This is a genomic window from Treponema putidum (assembly GCF_000755145.1).
Lineage (GTDB): Bacteria > Spirochaetota > Spirochaetia > Treponematales > Treponemataceae > Treponema_B > Treponema_B putidum.
In genome coordinates this window covers 1,480,666-1,507,073 of sequence record NZ_CP009228.1, presented here as the reverse complement: position 1 = coordinate 1,507,073, position 26,408 = coordinate 1,480,666, and the positions used below count along the sequence as shown (strand labels likewise).

At 40.5% G+C, this 26,408-nt stretch carries 28 protein-coding genes and 1 pseudogene; 10 read left to right on the top strand and 19 right to left on the bottom strand.

Annotation, left to right across the window (positions count from 1 at the left end; translation table 11 throughout):
• Nucleotides 1-134 precede the first annotated feature (134 nt).
• Nucleotides 135-701, top strand: a complete 567-nt coding sequence (locus JO40_RS06810; RefSeq protein ID WP_044978683.1) for a hypothetical protein — start codon at nt 135-137, stop codon at nt 699-701.
• A 176-nt stretch (nt 702-877) separates the two neighbouring features.
• Here JO40_RS06810 and JO40_RS13160 read toward each other — a convergent pair whose 3' ends face one another.
• The 8 genes from JO40_RS13160 to JO40_RS06770 form a co-directional block, all read right to left on the bottom strand.
• A complete protein-coding gene (locus tag JO40_RS13160) occupies nt 878-1,654 on the bottom strand; it encodes an alpha/beta hydrolase (RefSeq protein WP_245608775.1) in 777 nt (258 codons plus the stop codon).
• A 12-nt stretch (nt 1,655-1,666) separates the two neighbouring features.
• Nucleotides 1,667-1,813: a hypothetical protein gene (locus JO40_RS14650; RefSeq protein ID WP_245608774.1), complete on the bottom strand. Its 147-nt coding sequence runs from the start codon at nt 1,811-1,813 to the stop codon at nt 1,667-1,669.
• Nucleotides 1,814-1,822: 9 nt separating this feature from the next.
• Entirely contained in the window at nt 1,823-2,779 is a 957-nt protein-coding gene (locus JO40_RS06795) for an alpha/beta hydrolase (protein WP_173402611.1), read from the bottom strand.
• 18 nt (nt 2,780-2,797) lie between these two features.
• Nucleotides 2,798-3,385, bottom strand: coding sequence for a flavodoxin (locus JO40_RS06790; RefSeq protein ID WP_044978682.1), 588 nt, complete (start codon nt 3,383-3,385; stop codon nt 2,798-2,800).
• A gap of 62 nt (nt 3,386-3,447) precedes the next feature.
• Nucleotides 3,448-4,155 (bottom strand): prolyl oligopeptidase family serine peptidase, encoded by a 708-nt coding sequence (locus JO40_RS06785; RefSeq protein WP_245608773.1) that lies wholly within the window; start codon nt 4,153-4,155, stop codon nt 3,448-3,450.
• A 92-nt stretch (nt 4,156-4,247) separates the two neighbouring features.
• Nucleotides 4,248-4,862 (bottom strand): flavodoxin, encoded by a 615-nt coding sequence (locus JO40_RS06780; RefSeq protein ID WP_044978680.1) that lies wholly within the window; start codon nt 4,860-4,862, stop codon nt 4,248-4,250.
• Nucleotides 4,863-5,057: 195 nt separating this feature from the next.
• Nucleotides 5,058-6,161, bottom strand: a complete 1,104-nt coding sequence (locus JO40_RS06775; RefSeq protein ID WP_044978679.1) for an alpha/beta hydrolase — start codon at nt 6,159-6,161, stop codon at nt 5,058-5,060.
• Nucleotides 6,162-6,180: 19 nt separating this feature from the next.
• Nucleotides 6,181-7,038, bottom strand: coding sequence for an aldo/keto reductase (locus tag JO40_RS06770; RefSeq protein WP_044978678.1), 858 nt, complete (start codon nt 7,036-7,038; stop codon nt 6,181-6,183).
• A gap of 115 nt (nt 7,039-7,153) precedes the next feature.
• On the opposite strand from JO40_RS06770, the gene JO40_RS06765 reads away from it, so the two are divergent.
• Nucleotides 7,154-8,020 carry a LysR family transcriptional regulator gene (locus tag JO40_RS06765; protein ID WP_044978677.1) on the top strand — a complete coding sequence of 289 codons (867 nt, stop codon included), beginning with the start codon at nt 7,154-7,156 and terminating at the stop codon, nt 8,018-8,020.
• Nucleotides 8,021-8,096: 76 nt separating this feature from the next.
• Here the strand turns inward: JO40_RS06765 and JO40_RS06760 are convergent, their stop codons facing one another.
• From JO40_RS06760 to JO40_RS06750, 3 genes are read right to left on the bottom strand one after another with little or no spacing between them, the layout of a single operon-like run.
• Nucleotides 8,097-8,453, bottom strand: a complete 357-nt coding sequence (locus JO40_RS06760; RefSeq protein ID WP_002687309.1) for a cyclophilin-like fold protein — start codon at nt 8,451-8,453, stop codon at nt 8,097-8,099.
• A gap of 19 nt (nt 8,454-8,472) precedes the next feature.
• Complete coding sequence (locus JO40_RS06755) at nt 8,473-9,108, bottom strand: flavodoxin family protein (RefSeq protein WP_002666240.1); 636 nt, start codon at nt 9,106-9,108, stop codon at nt 8,473-8,475.
• 53 nt (nt 9,109-9,161) lie between these two features.
• Complete coding sequence (locus JO40_RS06750) at nt 9,162-9,941, bottom strand: PhzF family phenazine biosynthesis protein (protein ID WP_201771176.1); 780 nt, start codon at nt 9,939-9,941, stop codon at nt 9,162-9,164.
• Between the two features lie 308 nt (nt 9,942-10,249).
• On the opposite strand from JO40_RS06750, the gene JO40_RS06740 reads away from it, so the two are divergent.
• Both JO40_RS06740 and JO40_RS06735 read left to right on the top strand, forming a co-directional pair.
• On the top strand, nt 10,250-10,465 hold the full coding sequence (locus JO40_RS06740; protein ID WP_044978675.1) for a hypothetical protein: 216 nt from the start codon (nt 10,250-10,252) through the stop codon (nt 10,463-10,465).
• 32 nt (nt 10,466-10,497) lie between these two features.
• A complete protein-coding gene (locus JO40_RS06735) occupies nt 10,498-11,352 on the top strand; it encodes an alpha/beta hydrolase family protein (protein WP_044978674.1) in 855 nt (284 codons plus the stop codon).
• 236 nt (nt 11,353-11,588) lie between these two features.
• On the opposite strand, the gene JO40_RS06730 is transcribed toward JO40_RS06735, so the two are convergent.
• Together JO40_RS06730 and JO40_RS06725 are read right to left on the bottom strand one after the other, a co-directional pair.
• The gene (locus JO40_RS06730) at nt 11,589-12,464 is read right to left on the bottom strand and encodes an SPL family radical SAM protein (protein ID WP_044978673.1); all 876 of its coding nucleotides are present in this window, start codon (nt 12,462-12,464) and stop codon (nt 11,589-11,591) included.
• 40 nt (nt 12,465-12,504) lie between these two features.
• Complete coding sequence (locus tag JO40_RS06725) at nt 12,505-13,014, bottom strand: ClbS/DfsB family four-helix bundle protein (protein WP_044978672.1); 510 nt, start codon at nt 13,012-13,014, stop codon at nt 12,505-12,507.
• Nucleotides 13,015-13,385: 371 nt separating this feature from the next.
• Here JO40_RS06725 and JO40_RS06720 point away from each other — a divergent pair, with 371 nt between their 5' ends.
• The 4 genes and pseudogenes from JO40_RS06720 to JO40_RS15425 all read left to right on the top strand — a co-directional run bounded on the left by JO40_RS06720 (nt 13,386) and on the right by JO40_RS15425 (nt 16,598).
• The gene (locus tag JO40_RS06720; RefSeq protein ID WP_044978671.1) at nt 13,386-14,552 is read left to right on the top strand and encodes an iron-containing alcohol dehydrogenase; all 1,167 of its coding nucleotides are present in this window, start codon (nt 13,386-13,388) and stop codon (nt 14,550-14,552) included.
• A gap of 3 nt (nt 14,553-14,555) precedes the next feature.
• The gene (locus JO40_RS06715; RefSeq protein WP_170225366.1) at nt 14,556-15,026 is read left to right on the top strand and encodes a cyclophilin-like fold protein; all 471 of its coding nucleotides are present in this window, start codon (nt 14,556-14,558) and stop codon (nt 15,024-15,026) included.
• A 204-nt stretch (nt 15,027-15,230) separates the two neighbouring features.
• Nucleotides 15,231-15,935 (top strand): annotated as a pseudogene (locus tag JO40_RS15430) (restriction endonuclease subunit S); the annotation flags it as partial.
• The gene (locus JO40_RS15425; protein WP_478122638.1) at nt 15,921-16,598 is read left to right on the top strand and encodes a restriction endonuclease subunit S; all 678 of its coding nucleotides are present in this window, start codon (nt 15,921-15,923) and stop codon (nt 16,596-16,598) included. The pseudogene JO40_RS15430 and the gene JO40_RS15425, both read left to right, overlap by 15 nt.
• Here the strand turns inward: JO40_RS15425 and JO40_RS06705 are convergent.
• Complete coding sequence (locus JO40_RS06705) at nt 16,569-17,168, bottom strand: restriction endonuclease subunit S (protein WP_044978670.1); 600 nt, start codon at nt 17,166-17,168, stop codon at nt 16,569-16,571. The genes JO40_RS15425 and JO40_RS06705 overlap by 30 nt on opposite strands.
• A gap of 60 nt (nt 17,169-17,228) precedes the next feature.
• Between JO40_RS06705 and JO40_RS06700 the strand changes: the two genes are divergently transcribed.
• The gene (locus JO40_RS06700; protein ID WP_044978669.1) at nt 17,229-18,038 is read left to right on the top strand and encodes a tyrosine-type recombinase/integrase; all 810 of its coding nucleotides are present in this window, start codon (nt 17,229-17,231) and stop codon (nt 18,036-18,038) included.
• Between the two features lie 271 nt (nt 18,039-18,309).
• Here the strand turns inward: JO40_RS06700 and JO40_RS13150 are convergent, their stop codons facing one another.
• The 4 genes from JO40_RS13150 to JO40_RS06680 are packed head-to-tail and all read right to left on the bottom strand — an operon-like array spanning nt 18,310 to nt 24,946.
• Entirely contained in the window at nt 18,310-19,857 is a 1,548-nt protein-coding gene (locus tag JO40_RS13150) for a restriction endonuclease subunit S (protein WP_044978668.1), read from the bottom strand.
• Nucleotides 19,858-19,884: 27 nt separating this feature from the next.
• The gene (locus JO40_RS06690) at nt 19,885-20,700 is read right to left on the bottom strand and encodes a Fic family protein (RefSeq protein ID WP_044978667.1); all 816 of its coding nucleotides are present in this window, start codon (nt 20,698-20,700) and stop codon (nt 19,885-19,887) included.
• Complete coding sequence (locus tag JO40_RS06685; RefSeq protein ID WP_044978666.1) at nt 20,697-22,139, bottom strand: type I restriction-modification system subunit M; 1,443 nt, start codon at nt 22,137-22,139, stop codon at nt 20,697-20,699. Before JO40_RS06685 ends, JO40_RS06690 begins: the two co-directional genes overlap by 4 nt.
• A 2-nt stretch (nt 22,140-22,141) precedes the next feature.
• Nucleotides 22,142-24,946 carry a type I restriction endonuclease subunit R gene (locus JO40_RS06680; RefSeq protein ID WP_044978665.1) on the bottom strand — a complete coding sequence of 935 codons (2,805 nt, stop codon included), beginning with the start codon at nt 24,944-24,946 and terminating at the stop codon, nt 22,142-22,144.
• A 260-nt stretch (nt 24,947-25,206) separates the two neighbouring features.
• Between JO40_RS06680 and JO40_RS06675 the strand changes: the two genes are divergently transcribed.
• Nucleotides 25,207-25,674 carry a GNAT family N-acetyltransferase gene (locus JO40_RS06675; protein WP_044978664.1) on the top strand — a complete coding sequence of 156 codons (468 nt, stop codon included), beginning with the start codon at nt 25,207-25,209 and terminating at the stop codon, nt 25,672-25,674.
• Between the two features lie 127 nt (nt 25,675-25,801).
• Here the strand turns inward: JO40_RS06675 and JO40_RS06670 are convergent, their stop codons facing one another.
• Complete coding sequence (locus JO40_RS06670) at nt 25,802-26,365, bottom strand: flavin reductase family protein (protein ID WP_044978663.1); 564 nt, start codon at nt 26,363-26,365, stop codon at nt 25,802-25,804.
• Between the last annotated feature and the right edge of the window lie 43 nt (nt 26,366-26,408).

The window sequence follows — 26,408 nt, the reverse complement described above, 5'->3', positions numbered from 1 at the left end:
AAGAACATATAGTGCAGAAACAAAAATGCCAATGCTTTTCGATTCCGCTATTAAATTATACAAAATCTATTGATTTTTTCAAAAAAGAAAAGTATGATGCAGAAACTTTAGATTTATCGGCGTGAGGAGAAAAAATGTTTTTATTAAAATTTATAGAAAGCCGCAGGGAACACCTCGTCGGTGCTTTTGATTCCGAAGCCAACATAAAATCTTTTTTGGAAAAAATTCCGGGCTTTGAAGTGTATTCCGGCGATGAGTATGGCGTCTTAGGTAAATTGCATGTTGCAGCCTTAGGCGACCTCGTTGAAATAGCTTATGGAAAGAAAAAATTTCCATTATCGAAGTTTTCGTTTGCCGATGACGAAGCCGAAGCGATTGCGATTGAGGTTGAAGCCTTTGATGACGGGAAAGCAAACACCGTTGAAGGATGCACACTCGTCGATGCCTACTTAATCGGAAACAATGAACTTAAAACTTATATCGAAAAGCGCGAGAGAAACTTTTTGCGTGTAAAAGCCGTGTTGGAAAAACAAGGCTTTTCCGTCTTTCGCGAGTATTACGGCTCCGAAGACGGCGAAGCGGTTACATATCGGGATGCAAACGGTCAGTACCGGTTTTTAATGCACATGGATCCGGGCTTTGTCGATGACCTTCCCGAAGACGATGCCGAGTTGGAAGCATATATCAGCGAAAACGAGTGATACTTTACTTTCGATATAAAGCCGCAGTTCATTTGTTGGATCGGGAAGTGAATGTGCAATTTATGTTTTATTTTTTATTACCATTAGTTTTGCACTGTAATGTGCAAAAGCTGCAAACAGTACGATAATTGTGATATAATCGATAAAGAACATGGTATAGCCTTTTTCCATATGAGCTAATTTCCAAAATACAGCGGCAGTGCATTGTACAGGTATTCGGCGATTGCCTCATAGTCGTGGCGTCCTCCCTGTTTGACGGCGTAGCGTACATTGCCGCCGCTGAATGTGTGGCGGGTCAACATTTCGGTCAGCTGGTTGTTTACCTGATCCCAGATAGGATCGCGTGTACCGACTGCAGCATAGATTTCATAATCTGAAGCGGTATATCTTTTTTCCCGCACAATTTGTTCAAGATAGTCAGTTGTTTCCTTGGGCCGATACCGTCCGCCATAAGTACCCATAATCCAGCAGTCGCCGCTTAATGGAAGAAAACACTTGATAAGATCGTTGTTGTAACAAAATTCGTACCATGTGGTAACAGCTCCTAGGGAAAAACCGCTGAATGCCCGGCTATTCCGTGATGCGTTTGTATTAAAGTGAGAATCAATAAAAGGCAGTAATGCATCGCGAAAATCGTTATGGAACACGCTCAATTCTTCAACACTGCGGGTAAAATCTTGAGAGGCATTTTCGTTGTCAAATGTTGCAGCTACAATGATCAGCGGCTGGATATCGCCTTTTTCAATCATAACATCGAACATATTTTTGATAAAACCCTTACCCACCGTAAAAAGTTCACCGGCTACTCCTGTCCATCCGTGCATATAAAAAAGTGTGTCATATCTTACTGTTGAGTCTTTTGCGTTATACCCGTATGGAAGATAGACATATGCTTTTTTGGTGATTGCCTGGCGAGAAGCTTGAGTATAATCACGGGTAGCATATTCAATCAACTGTACTGTTCCCTATTTTTCTGCAGCAGAAAAATAGGTTTTGGGAACACTTTCAGTCAATGTATAATTTTGTAATATTGTATTCATATTTGTCTCCTCTGATGTGCAAGATAGCACACAGGCAAAAACCGACAGTATAAAAAAGATTAATTTTTTCATAATATTCTCCTAGATATTCCGTTCCCAAAATAGTATTGCATTATTAATCCAGCCCTCGGCAACAGTGCCCGTTCCCAAGCCGAAGCCGTGAGGCAAACCTTCAAAGATTTCTATTTCTGCGTCGGTTCCATTCGCTTTAATGTGCCGAATGCGGTGTTCCATCACCTGCGGACTTGAGATTCTGTCCGCCGTTCCGACACAGGCGTATGTCGGCGGCTCGTTACCGTAAACTTCTGAAAGCCCCGTATACTGCATGATGACGGCGGAGGGGTGCGGGTACGCTTTTTCACCAAATCTTTCCGTTCCCAAACTTCCGAGCCATGCTGCCATTCGTGCCCCGGCCGAACCTCCCCACAAGGAATAGTTTGTTGTATCAAGCTGTAATTCCGCAGCGTGTTCATGCATAAAAGCAATAGCGCGTGCCAAATCTTCACAGGCAGCTTGCGAGCCGGAGCGGTAGATGAGAGCAAACGCATTGTATCCGCGTTTGGAAAGTTCCAGTGCATGCGGGAAACTGTCATGCATTGCTCCGACATATGCAAAGCCTCCGCCGGCACTACAGATTGCGCTTTTTGCACCTTTCTTACCCCTGAAGAAAAAGAGGCCAGTGTTCCGTTTCCTCGGATCGAGCCGCTTTTCTTCTTCAGTATAGATATCGAAAAAGACAGGCTCACCTCGGAGAGTTTGTGTTTTAAAATAGCGTACGACCTCTACCGTTTTTGCGGTATCGATATGACTGTACCATGTCAGGCTCAAACTGCCGAGTGTCTTTCCGTTCCAATATCCTGAATCTACAGGGAAGATCAGTCTTCCCCATGGGGAAAAATCGGTGTCGGCGATAACAAGTTCAATCGCAGTTTGCGCGGTAATATCTTCAGTTTTCATATGTACCCCTTGTTTTGTTGTTTCTGCCGTACAGGATAACGAAAGGAACAGGCAGCACAAGGCTGAAAGTAAATACTTCATTAAGTTCTCTCCCTTATATTACAGACCTAGCTCTTTTAGCCACTTTTTCACATTTGCTTCTTTAAAATTGCTCGGAAATCGTTCACCTGTTACCCAATTACCTGTTTTCGCAAGTTTTTCAAGTCTCTTTCTACTTTCTCCCGTACCTGTAGACATTGAAGTGCAAAAAGCTATCACATTTTTGCCGGTAAAATCGTTTTTCTTGATAAATTCATCCACAACCCATGCTGCTTCACCCCACCAAATCGGATAACCTATAAAGACGGTGTCATAGGTGTCAAATTTCGGAACCTTTGTGGTTTCAAGTTCTACTGAAACATTGTTTACACCCAGTTCGTGTTCCTTAACGACACGGCTGTTTTTATTGCTCCAATTTAAGTCTGCCGATGTGTAGGGCTGTTTCGGTTTTAATACAAAAATATCCGCTTTCATTTTCTTTGCGATAATATTTGCCAACCGTTCGGTCGTTCCCGTTGCCGAATAATAAACCACCAGTATTTTTTTAGCCTTTTGCGTATCGTTCCCTGCTGCAAAAATGGGAGCAGCCGCTGCCAAAAATACTACCATAATGATAATAAACGATGTTATTTTCTTTGTCGCTTTCATATTGATTTCCTCCAATAAATTATTTAATAAGTATACATTTTGCACCGTTTCAACGGGCAAAATTAATTTCTTTTAAAGAGCCAGCCCATAATAGCAGAATCCTTTGCAAAACTTACACCACCCGCGTGGGGGTCGGCATATCCGCGTTGCCTAAAGTATTCATTTTCTTTTAAGTCCAGTACAAGAACACTATCAATGTCTTTTTTCTGCAAGCCTTTTTTGCGGTACAGCTCGTACAACTTTCGATACGTTTCGGACACCGATTGGGAGCCGTAATAGCTATCGTTACGTCCTGTAACCATATAGATAGCCGTTTTTGCATTTACAATGGTCTCTATTTTTCCGCTCCATTTGGAACTGACATGTAAAAAAGCCGCATACAATTCAGGACGTTTGCCGATCATGATAGATCCGGTTTCACCTCCTCCGGAATACCCTTCGAGATATACCTTTTTCGGGTCGATAGTGTAATACCTGAGCAGATATTCTGTTAAAGCAATTGTTTGATTAGCACTTGTTTCTCCCCAGTCATTCAGCTGGGGAGCGATGATAATCATCTCGTTATTGTAGTCACGTGCGGTAAGACCGAAATCTTCTTGAATAATGTTTATGCCGATGCCTTGAAAGTATAAGCCTCCCCATCCCGGCAGTGTTATAAACAAAGCGTACGGCCTGCTTCCATCGTATTCTTTCGGCACATAACTTGAAAAATGAATGTCACCGAATTGTGCGGAGTGCAACACATTGTCGACTAAGTAGCCTCGCCGCATTTCCGTACCTGCAGTTATATAATCATACGTTTGCGAGTAACATTTGATATTTATGAAAAATATACAGAAGAATATCCAAACCGCGCCTTTCATTATAGATCCAAACCTTTTGCCCAGGCGGTGATCTTTTGTTCACTCCGTCCTATCTCGCTCCTATTCAAGATGAGCATATTTTTGCTAATAGTTGCTTTAGGTTCTGCAGCTGCAATCTCGCGTTCGATACCTGCACTCCGACTTCCCCCATGAGTAACAGAAAGATAGATTGTCTTGCCGCTTAAATCGTATTCATCCAGGAATGACTGTACGGCGAGCGGCATTTTGTACCACCATACGGGACAACAGATGATAACTGTATTGTATTTTTTCATGTCTGCAACATGTGAGACAAGCTTCGGTTTTACTTTTTTGCGCTGCTCCGCATTTGTTATGTCGAAAATCTTGTTGTAATCGTGCGGATAGTGATCCCCTGTATCGATTTTGAACACATCAGCATGTATTGTTTTTGCAACCGTCAATGCAATAAACTCGGCATTTCCCATACCGTTTGAGTTGGGTACTACGCTTGCGCCGGAGGTTGCATCCAACGCCTCTTTACCGCCGGTAATCGGAAATGAAAAATATGCAACGAGCGTCTTTGAAGTACCTTGTGCAAAAACTGCCGTACAAAGTGCAAAACCGAATAGCACTATCCCAAATCTTTTCATCATTATAACCTCCGATAAAAAGTCAAGAAGAAACTATCAACCTTCAATTGACTTTTTACACATATTCTCAACAAAGTGAGAACGTGCAGATGATATACAAGTTTGCGTTTGAGCAAACTCAGATTAAATCAACAACCCCGACGCAAGCCTCGGGGTATTAAACCCACACGAATAAAAGCCGTGCTATTTGTACGGCTTTTATTTAACACTCCTTGTTTTCAACCATGTTTCAACATGATCTGCAATTTCTTTGTTATTCAATTCTTGGAACAGAAAGTGACTATTACCGGTGATACCTACTTTCGGAAGGTCGATAACCGTTGCGTCTCCGCCTTGTGCTCGATAGCTTTCCGCAAATGAATAGCACATACTACGCATCATCTGCCACATTCCGGTCGCTTGAATCTTGGAATCACCGTTATCAATATAGTCGCCGAAATAGAATGTTACCGGTATTTTTTTAGAAAGCACTGCTTTAAAATCTTCGCTGTCTGTTCCTGGTGCTCCACCCGGTTCAACTGCGACAATTGCAGCAATATGATCGGTGTATTTTACTGCCGTCCATCCCGGTCCGCCACCTTGGGAATGTGTTACTAAAATTGATTTTTTACCTGTCATTGCAAAGACCCTGTCAATCGTTGCGGCTACTGCTTTTGCAACCATTTCGTTATCAAAGTCAGTCCCCATATCCGATTTCATACCGGTATCGGGTGTCATCTGCCGGAAAAGCTGATCCACCGATGCATCATCGTTCGGAAATTGAGACCCTGTATTGACTACAGAGCGTCCGTTTTCCCATCGACCGATTCTAAACTGTGTATACCACCTCTGATCCAATGTCTTTGTGCTGATGGTTCCGCCGACCGAACTCTGTCCCGCTTCACCCCGGCGCGGTTCATCAATTAAAAAAATACTGTGTCCTTTTTTCAAAAAAAGATTGCTCCAGCCTTCACGCCCGTCCGGTGTTGTCATCCAACCCATACGGGACTGTCCATAACCGTGTAAGAACACCATCGGAAGTTCTGTTTCCACCGCCGGAATTTGATACAATACATTTGCGTGATCCGCATGTGTTGTTTGTCCGGATCCGCTTGCCTCCCATTGATTTTCAGGGTTGAACACTCCTGCTGAACGCACCACGATTCCGCCTGAGGAAAACATCCCCTGCTTTGCAATCACAAGATTGTTGTGATTTGTTGTTGCACATCCTGTTAATGATAGTAACAACCCGGCCGATAACAGCACTCCGCACAGGGTACATTTTAGAATAAGCGCATGACCTGTTTTCTTTGTTCTATTCATTATCATCACCTCCGATACATTATTTCTTTTTCCGCTCTTCGATCATCTTTACAAACCATTCCACCATATTCGGATCTGAATGGGAGAAAAACGAGCTTTCAGCCTTGTCCAGTGCAGCTATACGCTGCATATCTTGATCGCTTAAACGGAAATCGAATACTGCAATATTTTCTGCCATACGTTCCACCCGCGCCGATTTTGCAAGTACGACAATATTCCGCTGCAAAAGCCACCGCAACATTACCTGCGCAGTCGTCTTACCATATACTGCACCGATTTCTTTCAGTACCGGATTTTCAAAAAGTCCTCCGCGCCCCTCACCGAACGGCGCCCATGCTTCATGAACAATATTGTACTTCTCCATCCATTTATGCGCTTCAATTTGCTGATGAAGAGGATGTGTTTCTACTTGATTCACCATAGGACGAATCCGGGAAAACGAAGCTATATCCACCAAACGGTCAGGATAAAAATTCGACACCCCGATTGCTCTTATTTTACCTTCGTCATATAAATCTTCCAGTGCTCGCCACGCACCGTAGTAGTCGTTAAAAGGTTGATGCAGCAGCATAAGATCGATATAGGCAAGCTGCATCTTTTCAAGCGATTTAAGGACGGATGCCCGACAGGCATCATAGCCGTAGTGTTCAATCCACACCTTGCTCGTAATAAACAAGTCTGTCCTTGCAACGCCCGACTTTTTCACCGCGGCACCGACACCTTCTTCATTAAAGTACGATTGCGCCGTATCGATAGAGCGGTATCCTGCCCGTATTGCATCGAGTACGCAGCGCTCCGTTTCTTTTGCATCGATTTGATACACTCCGAAACCCAACACCGGCATCTTTACGCCGTTTGATAAAGTTGTGTAATCCATACATACTCCTTGTAATATTATATCTGTTTATAGTATAACAACTAACCGGAAATTTGTACAATAAAACTTTTGCAAAGCGCTATATCATAAACGCATACTGTGGTATACTACCAATATGGAACTTTATCAGTTGCGGCAGCTTATTGCCTTTTCGGAATATGGAACGCTTTCCAAAGCAGCGGAAATGATACATACCTCTCAGCCTGCATTAAGCCGTTCAATGCAGAATTTGGAGAGAGAACTTGGTGTGCCGCTTTTTGCCCGTACTAAAAACCGCATCGAACTTACCGAGACAGGAATGCTTGCAGCTCGGTATGCTCAAGCTGTGGTTTCTGCTCATAATGATATGGTTCATGCTGTCCGAGAAGCAAACCGCAGATTGCGCAGTTTTTCTTTAGGGTCAATTGCTCCGGCGCCTATGTGGAAATTGACGCCGATCGTGTCAAAACTTTTTATCAGTAAAACGATATTGAGCGATTTAAAGGAAACAGAGGCAGATCTTATCCGCGGACTTGATGACGGAACATATAATATGATTATTCTGCTCCATCCGATTGAAGAAATAAAGCCTGACGGAACTCCGAAGTATATATGTAAACCGTTTATTAGAGAAGAACTTTTCGTACTCTTACCGATTTCGCATCGGCTTGCAAACCGAAAAACATTGCAGTTGAAAGACCTTAGAGGAGAAAAAATACTGATACACAATAAAATCGGATTTTGGTATTCAGTCTGTAAACGGAAAATTCCAGATGCAGTATTTTTGGAACAAAGTGAGCTTTCCGCTCTCCGCGAAATTGTGTACGCCAGCGAATTGCCGTCATTTAGAACCAATATCACCAATGCTTACGATGGTGTCCCGCAGGGTAAAGTTGCCGTCCCCTTATCCGACCCGGAAGTGAATGTGCAATTTTGGTGTGTATGTTTAGCTGAAAGAAAGCGAGAATATACAGACCTCTTTAAGCTTATTGAGCGCAGTTGATGAGATTAACCGTTTGGTGGAAAGTACAATCGTAAAGAAAACCTCAAAAAACTGAAGTTTTCGAGGTTCCCTTTAGCTATTCCGCATTTTCCAGTATTACAGTAACATTTCCGGTGCCTAGCAGCTTTTTTAACTCGGCTTTGGTTATGCCTTCCAGTTTTCCGAGCAGGGTAAAATTCCATGAGTTTTTGTCATAGTAAATAACGAATGATTTTCCTTGATATAAAATCAGATCGCCCGCATCCGTATTGGTTTGTTTGTCGTTGCACGGAAGGCTTATCGGAAGATCGCCGACTTTTTCGAAATTACCGTAGTCATGCATTTCGATGGTAATTGCACCCTTTTGCAGCAATTCAACCAGAGCACGAGAGGAAGAATTATCATACAAAGAAGCTGTCAGCGTTTTGCCGTTTGCTGTAATGGTTATTTTCATTGTTTTAGCTCCTTAAAACTTATTCCCCTAATTTTTTACCGAGCTGAAAGGCATTTTCCAAATCGATTGGAAAACATTCTTCGCGTGATTTTCTCTTTTTATCTTCACTAAAACTTGCCATATCGAACTTTGAATAATCGCTTACTTGCAGTGTATTATAACATGGATACAAGGTAACATTGCCATTCAATGATTTAAATTCATTTGCATAATTTCCAAATTTTTCCTTATACAGTTTATCGTAAAAATCTTTTGTCGCATTCATTGTTAAAAACAGCACAACATTAACCTTTCCTTTGAAATAATTGCTATAGTCATCATAAGAAAGTGAACAAAAATGCAAGCGTTCCATAAATGCAAAATAGTGACTAGTAGGTCTTCCTAAATATATAGGAGTTCCGATAAAGAGTGCGTCTGCCGAAAAAACTTTTTCTATTATTGGAGAAAGGTCATCTTTCCAATAACATCGGCATCTTTCAACTCCTTTTCTTTTGCATAGCATGCAGCTTCTGCATCCCGTAAAATTCAAATCATATAAATCGATATATTCAACTTCCGCACCGGCAGTTTGAGCGCCTCTCATCGCCGATTTAAGTATTTGTGCAGTATTCCAATTCTTTCTTGGGCTTGCATTTAATAGAAGTATTTTTTTCATAAATCACCTCGCATGACATTATATAAAAACGAGTAGGGTTAGCATATCGCTAATTAAATATAGAGTTCGGATTTTGCGTATAGACAAGCCTTCCCGGCAAGTGTAACGCCATTGTCTTTCGGTGTACAATACAATGTTCCGCCGCGTTGCGATGCCTGATATGCTTTAAATTCTTTTTTCCCCGTTACCTTTGCCCAATACGGAATAATATGACAATGCCCGGAGCCGCATACCGGATCTTCTGCAACATTTAACTTTGGAGCAAAACTTCTTGATACGCAGTCATAGTCTTTTCCCGATGCCGTTACATGCAGAAGAAGACCGTCAAGGTTTTTAGCTTTTTCAAGATTCGGATTGCAGCTTTTTACATCTTCTTCTTTGTCTAAAATACAAAGTAAGTCTCGCCCGATAAATGCCTTGGACGGCCTTATTCCGATAGCTTTTATCATTTCATCCGTAATTGAAACTTCAGTTAAATCATATGCAGGAAAGTCCATCTCGTAAAGGCCGGCTTTCTTTTTTACAAACAATTCTCCGCTCAATGTTCCGAACCGAACTTCTTGTATTTTCTGTTCGTAATAATTCATAATTACATACGCTGTAGCAAGTGTTGCATGACCGCACAGATCGATTTCTCCGCCCGGTGTAAACCATCTCAGGTGATATTTTCCATTATGAATCTTTACTGCAAATGCCGTTTCGGACAAATTATTTTCTCGTGCCATATCCATCATCAGCTCATCTTTAAGCCACTTTTCTAAAATACATACGGCTGCGGGATTCCCCGAAAACACCTTATCTGCAAACGCATCAACAATATACTGTTTTATCATACTACCTCCGTAAATTCATTTTTTTAAGCATCGTTAAAATTGTGCAGCCCACTCAGCAAGTTCAGTTTTGTTAAGTTGTCCATTTAGCAACTTGCCTCTTGCAATAAATATACAAGTTAAAATATGGTAAGTCAATAGAAGAAAAATTGGCGCTCGATCATATCCGCTTAAAAAAACGAGGTTTGTTCTAAAAGAAGATTTCATAATATTTTTCAATTATATAGCCTCTTGACTTAAACTGAACCTTAGCTAATAATAATGGAGCATACAAAGCGGATAAATATCAGCACAAACATAGGAGGAGCATTATGATTTTAAAAGAAATCTATACCTTGGAAAACGGAGCAGAAATTCCTAAGCTCGGTTTTGTTTCTCTTCCGAAAACCGCAAATGCCGATCACATGAAAAGCAACGCCGAACTCGGCTTCGAAATTACAAAAGAATATATGGCAGCCCTTTCTGCATTAAAAGATTTTTTTGATTACGGAGACGGCAGCCGTTTCCCCGTATTCAGCGGAAAGTAAGGCGGAATTGAAAAAATTACGGAGGGAGAACAATGAAAAAATCAGTCTTTCTATTAGCAATAATGTACTGTATTGTAAGTATGATAGGAATTGAGGCAACGCAAACGAGTATCGATCCAGTCGATTTTAGGATTGAAGAACAAAACTTTCAAAGAAACGGAATCACGATATCGGGTGAACTTTTTATCCCCGAGCGTACATCGCCAATGCCGTTAGTTATTCTTTCGCACGGCTTCGGCGGAAACCGCGGCAGTGTGAGGAACTATGCAAAATTTTTTGTAGAACAGGGGATTGCAGCATATATATTCGATTTTATCGGCGGAGGAAATAATATTAAAAGCGGCGGTAAAATGACGGATATGTCGGTGCTTACCGAGGCGAAAGATTTAATGATTATCCTCGATCATTTGAAAACTGATGAGCGGTTTAATGCAGAACAAATTTTTTTATTCGGAGAAAGCCAAGGCGGGTTTATTTCGACGTATGTCGCCGCGGAGCGCCCTGACGAAGTTGCAGGCTCGGTTTTATTATACCCCGCCTTTGTGATTCATGATGACGCGCGGCGGCGCACTCCCGATCCGGCGAATATACCGGCAACAATGAAGCTGCTGGGAAAAACCATCGGGCGCATTTATAATCAGGATGCACTGTCCTTCGATATTTATACGATGATGCCGAGGTACTCCGGTAAAACTCTGATCATACACGGAACTGCCGATTCGACTGTTCCCCTTTCATATTCCGAACGGGCGGTTACCGTATTCCCCAATGCGGAGCTAATTAAAATGAACGGTGCCAGTCACGGTTTTCACGGGAACACAATGCGGCAGGCTGCACAAGCCGCTGTGCAATTTGTGCAAAGGATTATCGACGAGAAAAATCGATAATCGGTCACTGCCGATTACGGCAGGTCACTGACCTGCGACGGTGCCGGCGGCGGTAAAATGACAATGGAAAAATTACATACCATATTGCAGTGCATTGAAACACACGCGGACATTGTTGGATTTACGATTGCCGAATACCTGCCGTTTGACGAACACAAATTGCATACGATGTTTGCAAGTATGAAGCTGTTTTCACAAAAATAAAACACCGAATACATAGTAGGTATAATGTCTAATCAAAACAATTCCGGCTGTGCGGGTGTCTGTCGGCTTTTATCCTCAAAAGCTGACAGATATGCAAATATGGTATCGGGATTTGTTTCTATCCCATGTTCTTTACACCGTGTGCGGAAGATATTCATCAAGCGTGCATTGTGCGGGCTCATAACGGAATAGCTATTCCCGTAACGCTCTATATACCTTTCTTTTAATCCCGGAAAATATTGGTCGAGTTTCTTATAAAAATATTCGCGGCTGCCGTCTCTCAATGTTAAGCCCATACCAAAACAGATTACGCCGAAGACTTTTGCTTCGATGCAATACTGCACAATACCTTCTATATTTTCCGCAGTATCATTGATAAACGGAAGGATCGGCGTAAGCCATACAACAGTCGGGATACCCGCATCGCGCAGTGTTTGAAGCACGGCAAAGCGTTCGCTTGTAACGGCAACATTCGGTTCAAGCATTTTGCACAGGCTATCGTTATATGTGGTAAGCGTCATCTGCACAACGCATTTCGCTTTTTCGTTTATGGCTTTTAGAAGATCGAGGTCGCTCAACACCAGGGGAGATTTCGTTATCACCGTAAAACCGAAACCGTAGCGATACACGGTCTCTATCGCCTTCCGTGTCATGCCGATTTTTTCTTCAAGCGGCATATACGGGTCGGTCATAGAACCGGTACCGATCATACATTTGCTGCGTTTTCGGCGCAAAGAATCTTCGAGCAGTTCTATTGCATTTTCTTTTACTTCGATATCTTCAAACAGATGATTTATATGATAGCATTCACTGCGCGAATCGCAGTAAATACACCCATGCGTACAACCTCGGTATAAGTTCATTCCGTTTTTAGCTGATAAAATTCCTTTTGCTTGTACAAAGTGCATGTGCTTCCTATTCCTTAAAAATTCATTGGTGTCCGTTTTATCATGCCCTATATCTTTTTAAGGCTCGTTTAATATCCTTGATTGCCCAATCGTAATGGCTGGAAGTTGCTGAAACACAGTAGCTGCCGAGTGTCGTCGTGCCCGTCCACCCAAAATGCTTTTTCGAAAAAAGCTCATCATTGGAAAAAGTATCGAGGAGTTTCGTAACTTCTTTATGCGTTTTTTTAAACATTTTTTCGGCATCAGAGTATGGAGTGCTTTGATGTTTTTTCCAAAACTCGATATTCATTTTAGGATATGTTTTCCAGTTGTAAGACTCAGGTAAAAAGGAGGCAGGTTTGCCCTGCGTGTTGACCTTTATCCAATTCAATAAAAGGCAGTGCCATTCATAAAGATGCGTCAGTACATCGCGTAAATTTTTATCCCGTTCATTCGGAAGAATATCGGCACTCTTTTCTTCATCCGTCATTTCATCAATTAAGCTACACAGTTTTGTAAACTGTTCGTTTGAGGCAAAAATTAAATCTTCTTTTGTTGCCGGTCTGGGCATAGTTTACTCCTTGAAAAAACTTTTTGCAGGAAACATAAGTTTCCGAAAAAAGTTTTTTCAACAATTCTATTATAGCACATTAACCTGTCAGAATGTGTCAGGTTTGAAAAAAAATTTAAACTTTTTTATGCTTTTTCATAATTTCTTCTGCAAGGCAGACTATTGCATAGAAATGGGTAACAGTTTATGCTTTAGAATTCTTTCATTTTGAGCCAAGGATAATGATATAAAAAACGGCAGATGAAAAAATTGATAATATAAAATTGATGATTGAATGGTACATATAATAATATGGAAAAAATAATCGCCCTGTTCCTCTTGACTTTAAACCAAACTTTGCAATATATACTGAATGTATTCAGGAGGACACTATGTTAGGAAATTTCACGTATTCAAACCCGACGAAATTGTATTTTGGGAAGGATTCACTTCAAGAACTGCGCAAAGAGCTGCCCCATTACGGCAAGAATGTGCTGCTGATATACGGCGGCGGCTCGATTAAAAAGACCGGCGTTTATGACACGGTTATGAGCGCATTAAAAGAGGCCGGAAAAACCGTTACGGAATTGAGCGGTGTTATGCCGAACCCGACACTCGAAAAACTATACGAAGGAGCAGCGTTGGCAAAAAAGAGCAGTGCGGATTTTATCCTTGCGGTAGGCGGAGGCTCCGTGTGCGATTATGCAAAGGCTGTATCCGTTTCTGCGCATTGTACGGAAGACCCGTGGGACAAATACTTTATCAATATGAAACCGGTGGACAATGAGATCATCCCTGTCGGCACGGTTTTGACGATGGTCGGCACCGGCTCCGAGATGAACGGCGGTTCGGTTATTACCAATCACAAGATACAGCGGAAAATCGGACGGGTGTTCGGCGAGGATGTGTTTCCTAAGTTTTCCATTTTGAACCCTGAGTTTACATACACGGTACCGTATTACCAGATGACCGCCGGATTTTTCGATATTATGTCGCATATCCTCGAGCAGTATTTTTCAGGCGATGACGACAACACCTCCGATTATATAATGGAAGGACTATTGCGTTCGCTCATCCACAGCAGCAGGATTGCAGTAAAAGATCCTAAAAACTACGAAGCCCGCAGTAATATCATGTGGATTGCAACATGGGCGCTCAACACGCTGGTTGCAAAGGGTAAGCCAACCGATTGGATGGTGCACATGATCGGGCAATCAGTCGGCGCATTCACAGATGCCACGCACGGAATGACGCTTTCCGCAGTTTCGCTTGCATATTACCGGCACATTATGCCGAATGCAATCCCCAAGTTTGTGCGCTATGCTCAAGCTGTTTGGAACGTAAACCCTGTCGGTAAATCCGATCGGGAAATTGCAGAAGCCGGTCTTGCCGAAATGAAAAAGTGGATGGAAGAACTTAAGCTCGTATTGAGTCTAAAGGAACTCGGCGTTAAGGAAGATATATTCGAAGGTATCGCCGATGGAACTTTTATTCTAAAAGGCGGATACAAAATTTTAACGCATGACGAAATCGTGCAAATATTAAAGGAGAGTATGTAAGCTATGATAAAAAAACTCGTAAGTACGATATTAGCCGTCTTGTGTATTCTTTCAGCTTGCGCTCTCGATGAAAACGGCGATAAAGATGCACAAGCCTCAAAAATAGGAGCCAAAACAATGAAAATAACGATTACGGTAAACGGTAAAACGCTCACAGCGTCTTTATACGATAATTCTTCCGCCCGTGCGCTGGTTGAGTTGCTGCAAAAAGGTGAGGTTACCATCGACATGCACGACTACGGTAATTTTGAAAAAGTCGGCGATTTACCGGTAAGCCTCCCGCGCAATGATAAGCAGACCAACACCGATGCAGGCGATCTGATTTTATATCAGGGAAAATCATTTGTAATTTACTACGATAAAAACTCGTGGAATTTTACCCCGCTGGGGAAGCTGGAGGGCATAACTAAGGCTGAACTGAAAGCTCTGCTCGGAACAGGAAACGTTACGGCAGTGCTCAAGAATGCGGAGTAGACAAAACTTGCTTTATTGTATCCTTAAAATGCAGCAGTTGAGAGAATATCAATTCTCAAAGACTGCTGCATTCGTGCGTGATAGCGCACACCTCAATCGCATCTAAATCTAAGGTAACCCTCTACAAACTGATATTTTTAGAAGCTCCCGGTACTCAGCCATGATTTTTGCACTATTCGACGTGCCGCAGATATATGATTGCATAACAGGCACTATGAGAAGTTCGCAGACGGCAGGGTAAAGGATATCGAGGACGAAATTCCCTTCGCCGAGCCGGAAGGATGGGCTTGGTGTAGGTTGGGGGAGATTTACTATCATACAACAGGAAAAGCATTAAAAAAATCTAATGAAAAAGGCTCTTTAAAAAAATATATCACCACATCAAACTTATATTGGGATACTTTTGATTTTTCAAAAGTGAGATCCATGTATTTTACAGACGAAGAACTTGATAAATGCACAATAAAAAAAGGTGATTTAGTAGTATGCAATGGTGGAGATGTTGGCAGGGCAGCAATTTGGAATTATGACCACGATATTTGTTACCAGAACCATGTTTCTAGAATGCGTCCAAAGATAAATGGTGTAGAAAATAGATTTTTCTTATATGTTCTGATGTTTTATAAAGAACAGAATTTACTTAGTGGGAAAGGAATAGGTATTTCATCTCTTTCAGCCAGTGATTTGTTATCTGCAATAGTTCCACTTCCACCAACTAATCAACAAAGACTTATTGTTTCTGAAATACAGAAAATCTTTGCACAAATCGATTTGTTAGAACAAAACAAAGTAGACCTGCAAACAGCCGTCAAACAGGCAAAAAGCAAAATCCTAGACTTAGCTATCCGCGGGAAACTTGTTCCTCAAGATCCTGCCGACGAACCTGCAAGTGTTATGCTGGAAAAACTCCGTGCTGAAAAAGAGGCTAAAATCGCTGCCGGAGAGATAAAACGGGATAAGAATGATTCGTATATTTATAAAAATTCTACTATTATGAGAAGTTCTTTGGAAAAAAAGATCTTTTTATTGATAATGAGATTCCTTTTGAACTGCCGGCAAAATGGCGATGGTGCAGGTTGGGGGAAGTGGTGTGATTATGGTAAATGCGAAAATATTGAAGTATTTAAACTGAAACCAGATGATTGGATTCTCGATTTGGAAGATATTGAAAAAGATTCTGGAAAAATAATCACTTTTCATAGTTTTGCAGAACGAAGATCAGAAAGCACCAAACATATATTCCGTAAAGGAGACCTTTTATACAGTAAATTACGACCATATCTGAATAAAGTTGTAATTGCGCCAAAGGACGGCTTTTGTACTTCTGAAATTCTGCCATTAAACTTCAACGGAGTTCTATTAAATGAATTTGCGCAGAGACTTCTGATGTCATTCTTTTTTTTGTCAACGGTAAATATGCTGGTCTACGGCGTAAAGATGCCTCGCTTAGGAAGAGATGATGCAAAAAAAATATTCATCCCTATTCCTCCAATTTCAGAACAAAAAAGAATCGTTGCTAAAATTGAAGAAATATTTAATGCTTTAGACGATATTCAAAGAAATCTCATCTAATTTTTTCATTAACTTATTGATGGTTCTACATATTTTGATCTGTTCATTTAACGGTGGAATTGGAATAAGAGTTTCTGCAATAAATTCTTTTCCAATCCTTTGTTGTCCTACAGCACCGGTGAAATTATTGATTCCTTCCTTTATGAAAGTATCTGTTTTTATAAACCAAAATACATATTCATTGAAAATATATTCATTGTTTGTTCGTAATATATGTAATTCTGTTGTTCCGGCCCCATATTTGTTCTTTAAGTTCTTAAAAATCACAGATTTTCTATTTTCAAAACAAGGTGTAATCTTTGCAATTCCAATATCATTATCCGCAAAATGACTAAATCCTGATTTTACAGTTTCCCATCTTTGCAATTCATAGGTAAAATTGTTATTAAACTCGGAATCAATTAAAGTCATTGGTACAAAAGAAACTTCCAAAGTATTATCCAATTTATTCTTAGGATTTATTTCACATATTGAAGAAATTTTTTGCCAGCACCAACCTTCCGGTAAATCAAACGGTATTTCGATCTGTTCCTCTGTCCCATCGAACTTCTCATAATAACAAGAAATCACATTACAAGTATACTCTCTGGTAAGCGAGAGATCGCTAATCTTGTTTATTGGGAGGTCGTTATGGAAAACGGCACAAGTTTTGAAGAGTATTTGAAGAAAAGTAATCTTTCTCAGAATACTCTTACATCGTATTTATGGACAGTTAAATACTACACAGAACATTATGATTCTGTCAGTAAGGAAAATCTGCTTGCATACAAAGGCTATCTGATTGAATTCTTTAAACCGAAAACGGTGAATTTAAGGATTCAGGGAATTAACAAGTATTTGCAGTTTATACATAAAGATCAGCTGCAGTTAAAATTTGTAAAAGTTCAGCAGAAGAACTTCCTTGAAAATGTTATCAGTAACGCCGACTATCAATTTTTGAAATCAAGCCTTAAAAGAGACGGAAATCGAGAATGGTATTTTGTCGTGTGGTTTCTCGCAGCGACAGGGGCGCGAGTCAGTGAGCTTATTCAGATAAAAGTTGAGCATGTTAAGTTGGGATATTTTGATCTATATTCAAAGGGCGGAAAGCTCAGGCGGCTCTATATTCCAAAGATTTTGAAGGAAGAAGCCTTACAATGGCTGGAATCAATCAGGCGTGAGTCCGGCTATCTGTTTCTAAATCGCTTTGAAAAGCATATCACCACCCGAGGAATTGCGCAACAGCTAAAGAATTATGCCAAAAAATACGGAATAAATGAAAAAGTTGTCTATCCGCATTCATTCCGGCACCGCTATGCAAAGAATTTTCTTGAAAAGTTCAATGATATTTCTCTTCTTGCCGATTTAATGGGACATGAAAGTATCGAAACAACACGCATTTATTTACGCCGCACCGCAAGCGAACAACGGGAACTGGTCGATAGCATTGTAACATGGTAAAAATTAGAACCGTCCAAAAATTTTAATTTTCTGGACGGTTTTCTTACTTTAAACTGCTCATCTTTTGAAAAACTACATCGGCAATTCCAAGTAATAATTCTCATAGCAAACTCTTATTATCCTCTACAATATAGAGTTCGCCTAATATTCACCCAACCTGTAACAGAATTTGCCTCTGTTGCCAGCTTGAAGAGAATGTTATTCATCGCTTATCTCTTTTAGTTTTTTAATAGTATCTTGATCTTTTCTCCATACATCCATTGAACCAAAACTATTTTGTTAGTGTAGTTGTGATAAAATCAAGCTGAGCAAACAGTTCTTCAATTTTGGCAACGATTCGTTTTTGTTCGGCGAGTGGGGGGAGAGGAATTAGAAAATCATTTATTTGAGTAAGAATAATACGTTTTAAAGCAGAACCTTTTGCATTCTTTTTCATTTTGTTCTGTAGTAAATCAGATATTAAAATATATGCTAGAAACCAAGATAAAATTCCTTTTGAAGGTTTGATAAGAGCAACACTTGATAACATACTAAAAGGATAATTTAAATTATTAACAGCAACTTCTCCAATAGTCCCGTCTTTAGTTAATAAGACATCATTCAATTCAGGCGAACATCTGCTATAAATAGACTCATGTATTTCTTTAGAAACATACGTTGCATCATCTAAACAAATTTCTAGATTTTTTATATTCTTTGCTGTGATATAAAGAAAGGCCCCTGAAGCACTATTCGGTGGTGAATTATGTGTACCATCAGTAATTGGTTTTCTGCATACTTCAGGCAATCTACACCAAGCCCATCCATCCGGCACGGCAAACGGGATTTCGTCAGAAATATTTTCCTCGCCACCATCGGTATATTTTTGATAATAACAATTATCGGTACCGCTTTTGTAAATATACGAATCATTCTTGCCTCGTTTCATCTCTCCGGCTGCAATCTTTGCTTCTTTTTCAGCACGGAGTCTCTCCAGCATAACGGAGGCAGGTTCATCGGCAGGATCTTGCGGAACAAGTTTCCCGCGGATTGCAAGATCAAGGATTTTTGACTTCGCCTGTTTGACGGCTGTCTGTAAGTCGGCTTTATTTTGTTCCATCAGGTCGATTTCTGCAAAAATTGTTTCAATTTTTGCGACGATGCGTTGCTGCTCCGAGAGGGGCGGGAGAGGAAGAAGAAATTGTTTTACGGTTGGAACAGTGAGCTGAGGAATGCTGGAACCTTCTGAAAAAGAAAATAGTGCATCAAATGAGAACTTTAAAAAAACTAAATTAATACATTCTATAAATGGAATTATAGTAATTAGTCGAATAATAGGCACAAAAGGTTCATTTCTAATACATGAAAAGCCTATTGTTCCCCTTGCAGAAATAGTAAGGCTAGAAACATTAACTACAGATTTATCCGTGAAACCATATAGACCATTATTTTCAATTCCATTTGAATATATAGGAATATTACATTTGTCTGATTTTGTTTTTTCGTAAATAATTGGTCTATCACCGCCTGCAAATATGGAAGCTGAAATATTCGGTAACCTACACCACGCCCAGCCCTCCGGCACGGCAAACGGGATTTCGTCCTCGATATCCTTTATCCTGCCGTCGGCGAACTTCTCATAGTGCCTGTTATCATCACCGAAAAAAATATACGAATCATTTTTACCGCGTTTCAGTTCACAGGAAGCGATTTTTTTCTCTTTTTCAGCACGGATTTTTTCAAGGAGTATGGCTGCGCTCTCATCGGCCGGGTCTTGCTTTACCAGCTTTCCGTGAATTGCGAGGTCTAATATTTTTTGACGTAATGCATTTGTGTTCACGTTATAATCTCCCTGTAACAGCCATTATCAGCTGCCGCTCATTTCAAGCGAGGTTTTATATTCTTCTATCTGCTCGCTCAAATTCCCTATATGGTGCGAAAACATAAAATGTAAGAACTCCGCAGGATCATCCTTGTCTTGTAAAGAAGAAAGACTTTGAATATATTCCGCTCTATTTTCCTTTTTTATAATCGAAGGAATTATTCCAGCCTCATATTGGATAAAATTCATTAAAAGCCGGCTCATTCGTCCATTCCCGTCGGCCCAAGGATGAATGTGAACAAGTTTATAATGAGCGCGAAAGCTAAAAGCGTATTGAGCTTCTATATCTTTTTCTGCAATGCTTTTTCTTTCCGAATTGAACCAAGCACAAAATTCTTCCAGTTTTTGCGGAAGCTTCTGCCATGCCATATAACTCTTCCCGCCCCGTCCCGCACTGACATTTAAAGGCTTGAGTTCTCCTTTTGCAGAAGAAAATGTTCCGCCGATTGTATTGTATACAGTGCCGGTGTTTTTCATTACGAGAGCTGAAAGTTCACAAAGGATTTCCGGTGTGATTTGCGTATGCTGTTTTGCAAGTTCAAAGCTTTTTTCGTATGCAGCTTTTAGGTCAAGGTTCATAAGCTGTTCATGAATCGGTTTATTTGCACTTATCCCTTCGTCAAAAAGCAACTGATTTTCAATTTCCGTTACGGTAGAACCTTCTATTGCTGTTGAATGTGTGATAATCGAATATAAATAGAATTTATCATAATCAAGCTGCTGAGAAATTTGCAGCTTGTCGTATTCGTTTATAACTTCTGAAAGTTTATTAAAGTTTTGTTCTTCGTTCCGATTTATCATTCTTTAATTCCTTCAATCAGTTTGGAAAGTTCGGCAACCGCTGCGGCAATGTTTGCGCTTTTGGTTTGAATGGTCTGCATCAGTTCGGCGAGTGAACAGTCCACTGTATCGGAACCGTCTTTTATCCAAGAAATATCCAGACCGGTTTTATCCCGTGCAAGCAGTTCATCGACGTGATATTTACGCCATCTGCCGTTCGGATTTTCGGGCGACCACGTTTCTTTGCGGTCTTCAAAATGTCCTGCGCAGTAGCAGCTTACAAAGTCTTCAAGATCGGAACGTTTAAGCGGTTTCGTTGCAAGAGTGTGTTTAATCCCTGTCCGGTAATCGTAATACCATGTCTCTTGTGTCGGGCTTCCTTTTTCAAAGAACAGTACATTTGCTTTTACGCCGTTTGCGTAGAAAATACCGGTCGGCAAACGAAGAATCGTATGAAGATTAAAATCTTTTAGAAGTTTTTTGCGGAGAATTTCTCCGGCACCGTCTGCAAAAAGCACATTATCGGGAAGAACGATTCCGGCTCTCCCGCCGTTTTTTAACATGACCATCATGTGCTGTAAAAAATTTAACTGGTTATTGCTTGTCGTTACAATCAAATCGGAACGCATTGTCGAAATATCGACGCTTCCTGCAGGCCGAGCACCGAAAGGCGGATTTGCAAGAATTACATCTACAAGATGTTCGGGTTCGTGTTCCAAACTATCTTCACATTTAATCGGTGTGGTGTCCGCTCCAATGTCATGAAGATAAAGGTTCATAGAAGCCAACGTTACGACAAGAGGCGTAATGTCATTTCCCCTAAGAGCCTTAGTTTGTAAGAAATCCACTTTACTCTGTTCGTCGCTTTGTTTGCGCATATAGTCATAGGCAGCGAGCAAGAATCCTCCGGTTCCGCACGCCGGGTCGGCAACGGTTTCCGTAATTTTCGGCTGAACAACATCAACCATAGCATTAATCAAGGGGCGCGGCGTAAAGTACTGCCCTGCTCCGGATTTTTTATCCTGTCCGTTTTTTTCAAGAATACTTTCGTAAATTGCACCTTTTAGGTCTCCGTCCATACTGAACCAGTTTTCTTCATCAATCATTCCGATTAGTTTTTTAAGAAGAGCCGGTTTTGTAATCTTATTTTGTGCTTCCGTAAAAATTGCGCCGATAAGTCCGTCAGTTGCCTGTAAAATTTCCAGAATCTTTTCATATTTTGCAAGTTGATCAGGTCCGTCCAGTTGAACAATATCTTTCCACTTACTTCCGTCAGGAAGTGCGCTGCCTAAACCGTATGATTCTTTTTCAAAATCCATTTTTAGAAATAAGAGATATGTCAGCTGAATAATATAATCCGTAAATCCGATACCGGCTGCCGCAAGAACGTCTGCCATGTTCCAAACTTTTTTCGTAAGAGCCTGTTCCGGTTTTGCCTGTGTTGCTTCTTTTTTTGCCATTTTTATGCTGCCTTTCCGTAGAATAAGTATTTTGAGATTGTCTGCATTTCCGCGTTTAGTTTGTCGGCCCCGAAGATTGGAACGGCTTTTACGAACAAATCATGTTTTGCATTGTTTAATTCAATGTTCGTGATACAGCCGTTTTGTACGATGTATTCTGCAATCTGCCGCACAATTTCAATTTGTTCCGGCGTAAATTTACGCCAAGCCTGTCCGCAATAAAGGTTAAAATAACTGCCGAATCGTCTTTTAAGGGACACAAGTTCATCATCCAACTTATATCCGTATCTTACCAGTTGAATAAGATTGGTAAAAACGCCCAGTTCCGTTTCTCTGTTTAACGGTTTTACTTTTCCGCTTTCTCCGTCCAGCGTTTGATAGCACGTCCATAAAAATTCCGGATTGAACTGGCTATTATACGCAACAAGTTTCTTTTCCAAATCTTTCAGCATCGTATAAGTGATGGCAACTTTTTCCTGATTATAAAGAATTCTTAATGCTTCAATTTCATCTTTATTGTCATTAAGATAGGTTTCAAATGTAGTGATATATTCTTTTGCCTGTTCTTTTGAAAATCCTGCATACAGTAACGTGTCCTTTTTTTCAAGGGCAATTTTAATAAATCCGGCATTGATTTCCAAAAGTTTTTTACGGGCTTTTACGTTGTTGATGAGCGGGGAAATCAAAATTTTTCTTTCCGAGTTCGGCTCGTTAATATCTTTATAGGGCGGTAAACTGCAAGACTCATGTGCGATTGCCTCAAAAATATTTACCGCCAATTGTTTTACGGTAATAGAGCCGAGCAATTCATTAAGTTCGATAATATCTTCCGATTCGGCTTTTTTATTTACGTTTGAAAGATAGTCCGCTAAAAGTTCCAAATTCTTATCGGATAATTCCCCGTGTGCAAGATGTTCAAGAAGGTCCTTGAGCGGCAAGACTTTTTTTATATCGCCGTTTCCGCCCGGAGTCGGCATTGATTTTTCGTGTTCTGTTACGCCGACAGCATCCACAAGATAGTAAAAGTCTTTTGAGGCCGCATTTGAGGTTACGTTTCTTAGTTTATCGTCGGCAAGCGTTCTGCATCCGCGTCCTTTCATCTGAGTGTAGAGAACTTCAGAATGTATATCGCGCATAAAAACAAGAATTTCCAAAGGCCTGATATCGGTGCCTGTTGCAACAAGCGTAACGGTAATAGCAATCCGAAAATCTTTGTTATTTCTAAAATCGTTAATCAGTTGATTTGAATTTCCGGATTTACACGTAATCAACTGAGCATAATGTTCGGGGAGCTCTCCGTTAGGAAATTCGTTTTTGAAAACCCTTTTGATTGCTTCTAATATGTCTTCCGCATGGCTTTCTTTTTTTGCAAAGAAAAGCGTTTTTGGAATCATAGCCCAATCTTTTTTTCTGTCCGGATACAGAGACTCATAGATGGAATCTTTATATGCTTGAACAACTGTTTCGATTTGTGCCGGAATTACAACACTTCTGTCTATGTCCGTTTTGGTAAATTGCCGGTCTTCATGCTGCTTTTGCGTTTTTCTTTTACCGCTCAAGTTGGAAACTTTTTTGATTTTTTCACCGTCTTTAATGGTGCCGCCGGTTTCCGAGATTTCGGTTTTAATTCTATACACACGCGGAGGAACATTAACGCCGTCGGCAACGGATTTTTCCAAAGTGTAATTGACTACTCGGTTTTTATTAAAAAACGCTTCAGCTTCCGGTGTCGGAGTTGCCGTCAGTCCGATGATTTTTGCATTATTGAAATAGGTAAGCACCTGCCGCCAATCTCCATAAATCGAACGATGACATTCATCAATTATAATTACGTCAAAGAAATCCGGCGGTAAAAGGATGTTTCCTGTAAACTGAATCTGTTCTCCCGGTGCGTTTTCATCATTATCCGTTTCTTCGTCATCGTCGGCATCGTTTATTTCTTGCCCCGTGAGCGCTGCAAAAAGCCGCTGAATCGTTGAAATGACGACACTTGCATTTCCTATTTTTTCAACGCTTTTAAGACGATGAACAATGTATTCATCGGAGAAAGGATTACCGGTTTCCGTAAGTTTATATGTTCCGAACTCGCCTTCGGCTTGCTTCCCAAGATTGTTACGGTCTACAAGAAAAAGAACCCGCTTTGCGGATGTATAATTCAAAAGCCGATACGCTGCCGTACAGGCGGTAAATGTTTTTCCAGCACCCGTAGCTAAAACGATAAGAGCCTTTTTGAATCCCTGCTTAAATGAAAGTTCCAGCTTCGTGATTGCTTCAAATTGACATTCCCTTAAACCTTTTGACCCTACAGACGGGACGGAAGGAAGTTTTGCATATTCCGAATCGATGTCGCCGCCTGCCAATTTAACAATATCTTTCGGAGTGAGCATTTTTTTAAGAACTTTATAACTCGGTTTTTCGTCGTGCATATCCTTAAAGAGCAAAGTCTCGCCGTTTGAAAGAAAAATAAACGGAAGCGGAGTTTTCCATACCCGTATCCAATCGGGCAGAATATTTCCGTAATTTTGCGCTTGTTCTGCAACTTCAAGACCTAAATTATTCTCTTTTCTTTTTGCTTCAAGAACCCCTATAGCCTTTCCGTCAAGATAAAGAATGTAATCAGCTTCTTTATTACCTTTTAAGATATTTTCACGGACGGCTTGCGCATTTATCGCTTCGGGAACAAACTCATCCCGGTTGACTACCGTCCAGCCGGCATCTTCAAGATATGCATCTATATAAACACGTGCTTTTTGCTCAGGCAATAGACCGTCATATCTGAAATTATGATTGTTCTTGTATTCCGTCATAAATATATCCTAATGTTCTCATATCCCAAAACTATAGGAACAATTATAACACTATTTTAGTTATTTTAATAGTACCCGCATTGCCGCAATCGAAGATAACCCGATTGAAATTACCGTGTAATATTTTCAAAATATTGAAGAAACGCACAAATTCGCATAACTAAACTTTGAAGAAACGTATAATTTTTCGTAATTGATGCCGTTTCTTGACACCGTTTATTCTTGACTCTACCTTTAAAACAACTTAAAATGAGATAAATATGATTGAAATTGAAGAAATTCCTATAACGGACATCAGCGAATTCTGGAGCCTGCATATTACCTATTTGGTTGATGACAGCATAATCACAGATAAAGAAGATATTGACTATTTTACGGGTGAAGAATATCGCGGAATTTTGGAATCGCATATGATTCGAAATACGGACAAACAGCATATGGTCTATTTTCTTCGAGATGGAGTTAGAATTGGAGCAGCTTCTTACTGTATTTATCAAAGTGAAGATGGAAAATGCTTTATCTTAGATTTTTGGGTCTTCCCTGAATATAGAGGAAACGGTACAGGGTATCTCTGTTTTGAAGCTTTGGAGCAATATACCAAGAGCGATGGTTCAATATATTATGAGCTGAACTGTAGTAAAGAAGATTCCATAAGATTTTGGAAATCGCTCGGATTTATTGAAAACGGTAAAGATGAATATGATATGCCATTGATGATAAAAAGATAACGAAAACAATAGTGCATTACCTAACCTTTCCTTTAAAAAAAGTTTCCGTAGAAATCTTGAAGATTTCTACGGATGTCGAATTACGCCGTTTTGGAATGAGAAACGGCCTTGAGATAAAGCTCTCCGTTTATCCGAGCTTTAACCCATCTTTAAATGCTTCACCGACACGCTCCGATACTTTGTAATATCCGTGTGTATAGGGATCGAAAGCTATGGCATTTACTAATGACATATCGAGCTTTCCATTCGGCATAACGCTTTCATCGGCAGTTACATTTACAACCTTTCCGATAACACCGCAGCCGTATTTACTATTTTGATACTCAATAAATTCACATTCCAGACAAAGCGGAAATTCATTTATAACCGGAGCGTCGACTGTTTCCGCCTTACTTGCGGTAAGCCCCGCTTTCTCCAGTTTATTGGGAACCTTGTTACCGGATGCGACGCCAAAATAGTCGGCTTCAAGAACATGAGATGCGTCCGCAATACTAACGGTAAAAGCCCCTCGCGCCTTGATATTTTGCACGGTCTTATGCGTTTCCGTTAAATTGAGTGCTACAATATTACGATCCTGCATTGTTCCCCATGCAGCATTCATAACATTTACGCTGCCGTCATCGTTATATGTAGCAACCATAAGTACGGGCATCGGGAAAAACCCTTCGGTAATAGTTAATTTCTTTCCCATAAACGCCTCCTGTTGCGGATATGTAATTCTAAATATAATTATA